This is a genomic window from bacterium, from assembly GCA_026398675.1.
Lineage (GTDB): Bacteria > RBG-13-66-14 > RBG-13-66-14 > RBG-13-66-14 > RBG-13-66-14 > RBG-13-66-14.
This window is the reverse complement of sequence record JAPLSK010000144.1, coordinates 1-10,047: the sequence shown is the minus strand read 5'-3', so window position 1 is coordinate 10,047 and position 10,047 is coordinate 1. Positions and strand designations below refer to the sequence as shown.

Below are 10,047 nucleotides of genomic sequence, written 5' to 3'. Positions count from 1 at the left end.
GGCGCTGGGGTTCGGCCTCCGCTGCGGATTTTTGGGCATGTTGCACATGGAGATAGTCCAGGAGCGCCTGGAGCGGGAATACGACCTGGACCTAGTCGCCACCACGCCCAACGTCATCTACCTGGTGACCACCACCGACGGGGCGACCCGGGAGTTCCACTCCCCCGTCGGTCTGCCCGACTTCTCCCGGATCGATGACATCGCCGAGCCGTACATCCGGGCCACCATCGTCACCCCGCCGACTTACATCGGCAACATCATGCGGCTCTGCGAGGATAAACGGGGGGAATACGCGAACACGGAATACCTGGATCCCGAGCGGGTGCTCCTGACCTTCAAGCTGCCGCTGGCCGAGGTGGTGCTGGACTTCTACGACCGCCTGAAGAGCGTCACCCGCGGGTATGCCTCCTTCGATTACGATCTCATCGAGCCCCGGGTGAACGAGCTGGAGAAGCTGGAGATAATCGTCAACGGGCAGGCGGTGGACGCCCTGTCCATTATCATCCACAAGGACAAGGCGTACCAGTACGGGCGGAACCTGACCCTGAAGCTGTAGAAGCTCATCCCGCGGCAGCTCTTCGAGGTGGCCATCCAGGCCAGGCTCGGGGGACGGATAATCGCCCGGGAGACCGTCAAGCCCCTGCGGAAGGACGTCACCGCCAAGTGCTACGGCGGGGACATCACCCGCAAGCGCAAGCTCCTGGAGAAGCAGAAGAAGGGCAAGAAGCGGATGAAGATGGTCGGCACCGTTCAAATCCCCCAGAAAGCCTTCATGAGCGTCCTGGGCGTCGAGGAGGATCCCCACGAGATTCGGCAGAAGTACGGCCGTCGGCGTTAGACGCAGTTGTATTTTATGGGTTGATGCGGTAGGATTGGTGAAAATAACCCGCCCAAAGGACACCCGATGCGTTACACCCTGATTCTTCTATTCATTCTCTCCGCCTTTGCTTTGGCCGAAGAGGTGACCCTCCAGCCGGGCCTCGTGAAGGGCAAGGACGCCTTCTGCTGGGAGCAGCAGCCGAACAGCAACTTCGGTGTCTCGTACTTCTTCAAGGTGTACACTTCGGATTCGCCGAACCTGGGCTTCACGAGCTTCATCGAGTTCGTTGATTTGAGCTTCTACCGAGACCGGTACGCGAATTCGGCGACGCTCTATCTCTACACCCAGGCGGTGGCCGGTTCGGGCGGCGAGGCGGAGTTCGGCGCCTCGGACGCCTTTTGGGACGAGGACCTCATCACCTGGAACAACATGCCCGACATCCACCCCCAGACCCTGGACTCCGCCCCGTACCCGACCACGGTCGGGGAGTGGTGGGCCGTGGACGTCACGGACATCGTGCGGGGCTGGCTGGACGACACGCTGGCCAACCACGGTTTCAAGTTCTACGACGACGGGACCGGGGCCGTGGGCGGCACCTTCTACGCCAGCGAGTACATGGTGGACGAGACGCTGCGCCCCAGACTGGTGATGGAACTCTCCGACCCCGAAGTCGAGGAAACCTCTTTCGGCTGCATCAAGGCCCTGTATCGCTAAACCGGAACTTGATTCGTCAAGGGGTTGTGTAACAAAGAGACAAGGGGTTTAAACCCCTTGTTTCATTTTTCCCGCCTTGTCCGGTGGTGGGGGCGGCGTGAGGCCTTTTCGTTTTACACCGTAGCGTTTTTAGTGTATGTTTGATGATGTGACTACTCGTAGGGGCGACCGTTCACGGTCGCCCGCGGGCGGGTTTTTCGGCACCCGCCCCTATGGCTCGTCACGGGTATGTAGGGCGGGGATTTCCCTTCGGGCGCAGATACTATCCCCGCCGCCCAAGGCTGCCTGGTCAACCCCGACGCCCCCCGACGGGTGAAGTTGGTGTTCAAAAGTAATGTGAATATCTTCTGATATAATGAAATTTTACTCAGGCGAAAAATATCACAAGTCAAGATACACATTTGAGATGTTCGTCGAGTTATAAAACATGAAAAAACGAAAAAAAAGTAAAATTATAGTAGCAGCAATAATAACGGGTAGTGCGACAATTCTTGCTGCATTAATCATAGCAATTGCAAACTCTCCGAAAAACTTTCCAAATAATACAGCTAATAATGAAGGAGAAACTATCGAATCTACTGAGAAAAACGTAAGTAATAACACTAGCACGACTGATTATCTAGATAGTAATGATATGGAAGAAACGGATTTCTATAAAAGCTTTGGATTCAAACCATACCCAGAGGAACATAAGTTAGAAAAAGAAGAACCTTCATTGAGTGCCATTGATTCAAAATGTGATTTCTTAATTACCGACGTTATATCCTATGGGATAATTGAAAATATTGTAAGAGTTGATTTTAGAATTTTTAACAATACATCATCGCCATTATTAATAAATAGGATAGGTTTTGTAGTAGTTGATGTCCTAGATTATGTATTTCCAATTGAAGGTGGTCCTAGCGGGCTTTCGGCTCAATATGAATTTAAGAATATACCTGAATATAATAGAAGAATAGGCCCATATGATGTATTGAATATATTTGGTGATTTTAGATACCATGAAACCGTTGTGTCACAGTTGATAAATTCAAATGAAGTAGACAGGTTTGCTGTAGATGTAGATATGTGGGATTTAATAGAGGAGAGTGACGAAGTTGATCCCCATAACAACTTCTCAATTCGTGTGATTCCGATAGTGGTTACAAATCTAGGTATTGCTACTTATACAGATATATACCTTGATTATTAATTGGGCAGAACTATTTTGAAATACACTCTTTTACAATCTGCTATACCCCGAGATGCGTTACCGATACTTACCGCTCTCCTTTCTCGCCGTTGCGTACTGCTGGCGCACCTCCCGGCAGTAACACCCCCTTTTTAGCTTTTTGGAAAAATCGCAGCGCGGGGCTTGCGTCCCGCCGCGGATACCGCTAGGATAGCGCCATGGGCATGTACTCAGACGACGAGGGCTACCTGACCTTCTCCAACGACGCCGGGCGGATGCGGGTCTTCTCCGGCATCCAGCCCACGGGTGAGCTGCACATCGGGAACTACTTGGGCGCCATCAGTAACTGGGTGAAATTCCTGGACGATTTCGAGTGCTTTTTCTGCATCGTGGACCACCACGCCTCGACCATCGCCTATGACCCCGCGGCGATGCCGGGTTGCGTATTCGACGCGGCGGTGGCGAACATCGCCGCCGGCCTCGACCCCGACCGCTGCACCATCTTCGTCCAGAGCGAGGTGCCCCAGCACACCGAGCTGGCTTGGATTTTTTCGACGGTGACCCCCTTCGGCGACCTCTCGCGCATGACCCAGTTCAAGCAGAAGTCGCAACAGAACTTGGATAATGTCAACGTGGGCCTCTTCACCTACCCGGTGCTCCAGGCGGCGGACATCCTCCTCTACAAGGCCGGCATCGTCCCGGTGGGCGAGGACCAGGTTCAGCACATCGAGCTGGCGCGTGAAATCGCCCGTAAATTCAACGCGCGCTACGGCGACGTTTTTCCCGAGTGCCGCGTCTCCTTGACCCCGGCCAAGCGCATCATGGGCCTGGACGGCGAAAACAAGATGTCCAAGAGCCTGGGCAACACCATCGGCATCCTGGAAGAGCCGGATAGCATTTGGCAAAAGCTGGCGCCGGCCAAGACCGACGAGCGCCGCAAGCGCAAGAGCGACCCCGGCGTGCCCGAGGACTGCAACGTCTTCATGAGCTATCACCGTTACTTCTCGCCGCCCGAGGATTTAGCTTGGATTCAGCAAGGCTGCACATCCGCGGGCATCGGCTGCCTGGAGTGCAAGAAGCGCCTGGCCGCGAACATGGAGAAGGTCCTGGGGCCGATCCGGGAGAAGGCCGGGAAGCTGAAAAATGACCCGGATTACGTTCACGGTGTGCTCGACAAGGGCGCGAAGAAGGCGCGGGGCGTCGCCGGGGCGGTCATCGCCGAGGCCCTGGCGGCGATGGGCCTCAAGAGACGGTGAATTCAAGGAGGGACGATGGACGCATTCAAGGAGCCCATCTGCCAGAGCTGCGCCATGCCCCTGACCGAGGAGGCGCACTTCGGCACCGAGGCCGACGGCTCGAAGAGCGCGGAGTACTGCCACCACTGCTACCAGGGGGGCGCCTTCACCCAATCCGAGGCCAAGATGGAGGACATGCGGGATTTCGTCGTTGACTTCATCGCCCGAGAGGGGCACATGTCCGCCGAGGACGCGCGGACGACGATGGAGCGCGTCTTTCCGAATCTCAAGCGCTGGCGGGCGTCGTAGCTCCGTCGGGGCGAAGAAAAAGCGGACCGACGTCCGCTTTCCTTAAATGAAGACAAGGGGTTTTGCCAGGGGCATAGCTCGCTTCGCTCGGTTAAACCCCTTGTCTCTTCTTTAGGTTGAGGTTTACTCGGCGAAGGGCAGCTCAGTCAGCCGCCAGCCGTCGGGCGTTTTGACGAGCGGGAGGCTGTAGGCCTCGACGCTAACCTCCTTGCCCGACACCAGCAGCTCCGCGTCCACGCCGATGCGGGCGATACTCGGTTCGTCCGCCGCCGGCGGCTCGACCCCCAACAGAGTAACCGAGCCCACCTCCAGGTCGTAGCTCTTCAGCCTCTTCCAGTATTCGTCCCACTCGCGGTCCCCGATTTTCGTGAAATCCATGTAGGCCTTGGCCTCCGGCTCGTGGAGCATCGTGAGCTCGGCGAAGAAGCCGTCCGCCGCCGCCTCTATCTCGCGCTCGACCGCCGGGTCGAAACGCGCGATTTCACCGGCGCCGTTCTCCTCGACGGTTTTCTCCTCCCCGCACCCGACGAGGAGGAGCGCGGTCAGCGTCGGCAGGATGAATCTCTTCACGGCCGTGTCACTCCTTTAAGCTCCGCCGGTGGGGGCTTTTTTCGCGCGCCTCTTCACCGCCCGCCGGAGCGGGAGATATACCGCCAGACCCAGCAACCCCACGGGCACGCCGACTACGAGGACGATGATGAGGACGCGCACCACGTTCATGAGCGCGATGTAGCCTTCGGACACGCCGCGGTTGAGGAGGTCGGTGCCCGGCTCGGGGATGATACCCTCGTCCTCGGTGAGGGTCAGAAAAATCGAGGTGAGGCCCACGTTGCCGTCGAGCTGGGGGTTGGCGATTAAAAGGTCGGCCGCCTGGCGCTCCAGGTCGGCTAGGTCCCGCTCGAGGTTCTGGACGCGCGCCGGCGAGGTCTCCTCTTTCAGTTCCTGCCGGAGTGCCGTCATCCGGGCCTGCAGGTCCTCCAATTCCCGTTTTTGGGCGTAGAACTCCTGGCTGACGTCGGTGCTGGTGCGCTCCTCCTGGATGACCTCTCCCAGGGCGGAGAGTTTCTTCACCAAGTCGTCGCGGACGTCCGTGCGGATCTGGAAGATGACCCGCCCCGCCGACGGTTCCTCGTAGGGGCGGATGTAGGAGAGTTGGGCGATGAAGCCGTCCTCGCCTTTGAAGGCGCCTTGAATTTCGGCGAGCGCCTGGCTGAAGTCGTCAACCAGGACGATGAGGCCGACCTCGACCTCGATCATCCGCGGGCGGGTGACCGTCTCGTAGCCGATCTGGTCGCCGGGGAGCGGGAGGGTGAGCGTCACCTCGTCCCCGGCCGGCTCGGGAGACCGGGCGTGCTCGACGTTCGCCCAGTCAATCGTCTCCCCCGGCGCCGTCGCCAGGGCGAGGGCGGGAAGGAGGATCAGCCCCAGGAATACCGCGCCCGAGACAAGGGGCTTAAGCCCCTTGTTTATGGATTTACGCATCCTTGCCTCCCCCGCGTTTGCCCAGCAGCCGGCCCAGGAAGAAAGCCGCGATCAAGAGGGCCAGGCCGGGCAGCACGATGGTGAAGAGCGCCTGTTCGACCTCGGTCATCCGGTCCACGTACCCCTCGACCAGGGTGACCTCGAGGGGGTACATCTTCGTGTCATCCAGGAGCTTGGCCAGAGTGCCCGAGGCGCGCTCGAGCTCGCTTTTTTCCCTCGACAGGTCGCGCTGGACGGCGATTCGGTCGTCCATCGTCAGCCCCGGCCGGTCGGCCTCTTTCTCCAGTTCCGCGACCCGGGCGGTGCGGGTGTCCACCTCATCGCGCAGCTCGCCGACCCGTTTCGTAACGTCGGTGAGCCCCGTCTCCTCCACTATCACCTCGCCCAGGGCGGTGAGCTTGGCCAGGAGCTCTTCGGCGTAGTCCGCCCGGACGACGTACTCCAGGTGAATTTCGTCCAGTTCGTCCTTGGTTTGGCTCGACTCGATGTTCAAGAGCGTCCCGCGATCGGAGGGAAGGGCCGCCTTGGCCTCCGCGGAGGCTTTTTCAAAGTCGTCCACCGTCACCACCAGGCGGCCGGAGAAGGTCTGGTAAATTTCGGTTCCCTCCGGCCCCTGTTCCTGGGCGAAGCCGAGCCCAGCGACCAGAACGGCGAGCGTCGTTATCAGCCTGTGCATCGGCTACTCCTTGACCCGAGTCCGCTGCACCGACCGGACGATCCAGCGCACGAGGAGGAAGGTCGGCAGGAAGAGGAGCGCGACCACGAGACCCACGCCGACGATGATGATGACGAACTTCAGGATGTTGACGATGGCCTTGTAGGCGACGGTGAAGCCCTCCTCGACCACGCGCCAGCCCGAGTAGCTGGTGGTCGGGTCCTTCTCCTCCAGGGTGAGGTAGATTGTGGGCAGGGTGATCAGGTCGTCGAAGCCCTTGAGCTGGCCCTTGGTCTCGCCGAGCGCTTCGGAGATGCGCTCCATCTCGGCCTTCAGCATTTCGAGCTCCGCGGCGCGGGCGCCCCGGGCCTCGGCCTCCGCGAAGGCGGCCTTGGCGATGGCGTAGTCGGCCTCCAGAAGATCCTGCTGCTTCTCCAGATCGTAGTAGCGCCGGGTGACGTCCTCCACGGTGGAATCCTCGGCCCACACCTCGCCCACCTCGCGCAGCGCCGCGACGACCCGCTCGCGGACGTCGGCATGGCAGCGGATGGTGTAGTGGATGCGCCCCACGCGGCCCACCTCGCGGTCCACCTGCTGTTGGGTGATGAAGACCGGGGTGGTGCCCTCCTTGTGGTTGGCCTTGACGATTTCTTCCACATCCTGGCGGCCCTGATCCAGGTCGTCCACCACCACGGTCATGGAAGTCTCGTAGATGAGCTTGCGCTCCATAGCGATGGTTTCTGTCTCGGTGGTGACGTCGGCCTCGGCCTCGTCTCCGGCCGGTCCGGGTGTGTTCTCCTCGGCGGTGGGCATCCCGACGTTCCCCTTCTCGACTTCGGTTACGCCGGTACGCGCCACGTCGGCCTGGCCGCCCCCGGCGAACCCGCCCAAGGGGGCGGTGGCGGCGACGTTCCCGGTGGCTCCTTCCAGGGCGGTCTGGACCGACTCCTGGTACTCCCCGAGGGCCCGATTCCGGTCCGCTTCCGCTGTCGTTGAGCCGCTCTCGTTGGAGTAGTACTTGGAGTAGGGGTCCTGCGTCCCCTCGCTGCACCCCGATACGAGCGCCAGGGTCAGAACGAAAAGGAGTGCCGAGAAAATGCGTGTTTTCATCTTCACGCTCCCTTAAATCCGTTGGTTGGACGGTGTCAACTTTCAGCTATCAACCCGGATCCGGCGATTCCGGCTCCGGGACCTCGGGCGGCGGAGTCACCGCGCCGGCCTCGCCTTCGGGCTCTTCCGCCGTCGGCGGCTCCTGTGCTCCTTCGTCTTTGCGGAGGGTCGTGTCCACGATCGGCTCGGTTTTGCGAGCGCTTTCCTCTTCCCGATTCAGTTGGTTTTCGAGCCCGCCCGCCAGGCCGCTTGCCGCCACCCCCACCTCAAAATCGAGCATCGGGAGCAGCTCGAGCACCTTGCGGGGCTTCCCAACATACGTCCTGAGCGGTTTGAATAGTTCCCCGTCGTATGGGGTGGCCGCGGCGGGAACTTCAGGGGCGCCGGGGTGGAAGGCGTACAGCGGTTCGTCTATCTGTCCGATCCTCGCCAGGTACTCCTCCCGCGAAATTTCGTTCTCGAACCCGCCGCAGACGTACATCAGGCCGAGCCCCAGGACGACGATGCCAACCACGGCGGCGGGGACGATCCAACCGGGGACCGGTTTCTTGAAGGCCTTCAGCGTGAGCGCGCCCGGGGTGGGGCAGGCGTCCAGGCAGCGCAGGCAGAGGTGGCATTCGTCGTGCAGGATGGCCCCCGGTTTCCTCAGGTTGACCCAGGCCGGGCAGACACCGGCGCAGTCCATACAGCCGACGACGCAGCGGGACTCGTCGCGGTAAATTTTCAGGGGAGAAGCGGTGGAGGCGACCCCCAGGAGCGCGCCATAGGGGCAGGCGTACCGGCAGACGAAGCGGGGGATGAAGAGGGATAAAACGACGATGCCGCCGAGGACGAACCACATCCACTCCGGGAGCAGGGCGAAGAAGTGGAAGATGCGCAGGTCCGACAGTTTGACCGCCGGGGAGTAGGCCAGCTGCTGGAGGGTTTCCAGGGTCAGGGTGGCCACCTTGATGAGGAAGTACCCGAGGAGGAGGTATTTGGCCAGCCTGAGAGGCAGGTCTATGAAAGACGGCAGGCGCGGCTCGCGACCCCGGGTAATCTTTTTCCCCAGCCACCACAGCCCCTCGCTTATCGTCCCCAGGGGGCAGAGGTGACTGCAGAAGCCCTTTTTAACCAGAATGGACAGGACGAAGAACAGGAGGAAAAATCCGAGGGCCGCGGGGTGGATCCAGGCGATTTGGCCGGCGCGGACGGCGTAGACGAGCTCGATGTAGCCCAGATGAGGGGTCAGCGCCTCGATGCCCGCCGGGCGCTCAATCCCAGCCGATTCCCCCGTTTGCAGTGAGAGGGCGAAGAGAACGAAAAGGGTCACCAGACAGGCGGACACCGCCAGGGACGCCAGCTGAACGAACAACCGATATCGGCTGAGCCTGGGTCTTTTCCAGATTGTCGTGTGAAGGTCGCCCACGGGGTCCGCCGTTTTCTCAAAAATCTAGGTTAATGGTAAAACATCGCCCGTCGTCCCGCAAGGCCGTGTCTTGACATGAACGGTGGGCGTGGATACCATCGGCCGCAAGTGAACGACACAGATGACAGGCTGGACGAGATTCGCGCGCAACTGAGGGAACGGGGTTACCTGCACAACCCGGTGGCGCGTTTCGTGGTGGGCGGCGGCACGCGGCCCGGACCCGCCCAGCTCTGGACGGCCGCCTTACGCGCCTGGCTGGTGGTGGGCGGTCTCTGGAGCGCCTGGCTTTCCCTGGCCCTCGTCGAGACGAACTCGGCCTACCTGGGAAATATCGGCGAAGGCCTGCTCCTGGCCCTCTACGTTTTTTTCCCCGCCCTTCTCATCTCGGCCGCGCTGATGGCCCTCGTCGGCCTGATCACCCAGCTCGTCGGACGACGTCCCCTGCCCGAGGATGCGGCGGCGTGGTTCCGCCGGGTCCTGGCGGCGGTCGGCGGACTGGCTTTCGGCGGCTTTCTGGCGGCGGTATGGCTCCTGGGAAGGGTCTTCTCCCCCACGCAGGCGGCGGATTGGCTGAGTGTTCTGTTCCTGGCGGCGGCGGCGGCTATCGGATTCCTGGCGCTCCGGCTCGTCGCCCTGGTCGTTGGGCTCTACCTGGGCGGAAGTTGGAAGTCCCGGCGCCGATTGCGCTCCATGCTCCTGTTGGGCAGCTCGATCGCCGCCCTGGTCCTCGTGGTCATCCTGGTCAATCTCGGCCCCGAAAACGCCGCGCCGGAGCTCCGGCTCGCCGATACGCCACCCGTCGTGGCGGTGGCCGTGGACTGCCTCGACCCCGCCGCCCTGGATTCTACCCGGACGCCGCATTTAAGCGAGCAACGCGATCGGTCGAGGGTTTACACGCTGAATTTCCCGCCCGCCTCGTCGCCGGCCGAGGTCTGGGCCATTCTGGCGACGGGGCAGCCGCCGGACCGTCACGGGGTGCGCGAACTGGCCTCACTGCGGCTCGCCGGTATCCGGTCGCCGCTCCAGTTGCGCGGCGGAGAGTTGGGCTTCAGCGGCTGCCTCGAGGCCGTGTGGACCGCCCTGGGGCTGGCCGAGCGGGTGCCGGTCACCAGCCGGGACTGGCGCGAGCCGCCGGTGTGGGAC

The 10,047-nt window shown here is 61.3% G+C and carries 10 protein-coding genes and 1 pseudogene; 6 read left to right on the top strand and 5 right to left on the bottom strand.

What is annotated here, in order from left to right:
• From NTW26_03790 to NTW26_03770, 5 genes and pseudogenes are all read left to right on the top strand, one after another.
• Window positions 1–838: pseudogene (locus NTW26_03790) on the top strand (elongation factor 4).
• Window positions 839–904: 66 nt separating this feature from the next.
• Window positions 905–1,534, top strand: coding sequence for a DNRLRE domain-containing protein (locus NTW26_03785; GenBank protein ID MCX7021396.1), 630 nt, complete (start codon window positions 905–907; stop codon window positions 1,532–1,534).
• Between the two features lie 427 nt (window positions 1,535–1,961).
• Entirely contained in the window at window positions 1,962–2,726 is a 765-nt protein-coding gene (locus NTW26_03780) for a hypothetical protein (GenBank protein MCX7021395.1), read from the top strand.
• A 203-nt stretch (window positions 2,727–2,929) separates the two neighbouring features.
• On the top strand, window positions 2,930–3,961 hold the full coding sequence (gene trpS / locus NTW26_03775) for a tryptophan--tRNA ligase (GenBank protein MCX7021394.1): 1,032 nt from the start codon (window positions 2,930–2,932) through the stop codon (window positions 3,959–3,961).
• A 15-nt stretch (window positions 3,962–3,976) separates the two neighbouring features.
• Window positions 3,977–4,249, top strand: a complete 273-nt coding sequence (locus NTW26_03770; protein ID MCX7021393.1) for a zinc ribbon domain-containing protein — start codon at window positions 3,977–3,979, stop codon at window positions 4,247–4,249.
• Window positions 4,250–4,372: 123 nt separating this feature from the next.
• Here NTW26_03770 and NTW26_03765 read toward each other — a convergent pair whose 3' ends face one another.
• Genes NTW26_03765 through NTW26_03745 form a run of 5 tightly spaced genes read right to left on the bottom strand, consistent with a single transcriptional unit; the run spans window position 4,373 to window position 8,850 of the window.
• Entirely contained in the window at window positions 4,373–4,819 is a 447-nt protein-coding gene (locus NTW26_03765) for a hypothetical protein (GenBank protein ID MCX7021392.1), read from the bottom strand.
• Window positions 4,820–4,834: 15 nt separating this feature from the next.
• Window positions 4,835–5,731: a DUF4349 domain-containing protein gene (locus tag NTW26_03760; GenBank protein ID MCX7021391.1), complete on the bottom strand. Its 897-nt coding sequence runs from the start codon at window positions 5,729–5,731 to the stop codon at window positions 4,835–4,837.
• Window positions 5,724–6,407: a DUF4349 domain-containing protein gene (locus tag NTW26_03755; GenBank protein ID MCX7021390.1), complete on the bottom strand. Its 684-nt coding sequence runs from the start codon at window positions 6,405–6,407 to the stop codon at window positions 5,724–5,726. Before NTW26_03755 ends, NTW26_03760 begins: the two co-directional genes overlap by 8 nt.
• A gap of 3 nt (window positions 6,408–6,410) precedes the next feature.
• Window positions 6,411–7,496 (bottom strand): DUF4349 domain-containing protein, encoded by a 1,086-nt coding sequence (locus NTW26_03750; protein ID MCX7021389.1) that lies wholly within the window; start codon window positions 7,494–7,496, stop codon window positions 6,411–6,413.
• A 49-nt stretch (window positions 7,497–7,545) separates the two neighbouring features.
• Entirely contained in the window at window positions 7,546–8,850 is a 1,305-nt protein-coding gene (locus NTW26_03745) for a 4Fe-4S binding protein (GenBank protein MCX7021388.1), read from the bottom strand.
• Window positions 8,851–9,012: 162 nt separating this feature from the next.
• On the opposite strand from NTW26_03745, the gene NTW26_03740 reads away from it, so the two are divergent.
• Window positions 9,013–10,047 (top strand): hypothetical protein (locus tag NTW26_03740; protein MCX7021387.1); only part of this gene is annotated, 1,035 nt, incomplete at its 3' end.

What these genes read in the sequence shown, in the direction of transcription:
- trpS (MCX7021394.1), top strand. Translation starts at nt 2,930, where the DNA reads ATGTACTCAGACGACGAGGGCTACCTGACCTTCTCCAACGACGCCGGG.
- NTW26_03755 (MCX7021390.1), bottom strand. Translation starts at nt 6,407, where the DNA reads ATGCACAGGCTGATAACGACGCTCGCCGTTCTGGTCGCTGGGCTCGGC.
- NTW26_03780 (MCX7021395.1), top strand. Translation starts at nt 1,962, where the DNA reads ATGAAAAAACGAAAAAAAAGTAAAATTATAGTAGCAGCAATAATAACG.
- NTW26_03750 (MCX7021389.1), bottom strand. Translation starts at nt 7,496, where the DNA reads ATGAAAACACGCATTTTCTCGGCACTCCTTTTCGTTCTGACCCTGGCG.
- NTW26_03770 (MCX7021393.1), top strand. Translation starts at nt 3,977, where the DNA reads ATGGACGCATTCAAGGAGCCCATCTGCCAGAGCTGCGCCATGCCCCTG.
- NTW26_03785 (MCX7021396.1), top strand. Translation starts at nt 905, where the DNA reads ATGCGTTACACCCTGATTCTTCTATTCATTCTCTCCGCCTTTGCTTTG.
- NTW26_03760 (MCX7021391.1), bottom strand. Translation starts at nt 5,731, where the DNA reads ATGCGTAAATCCATAAACAAGGGGCTTAAGCCCCTTGTCTCGGGCGCG.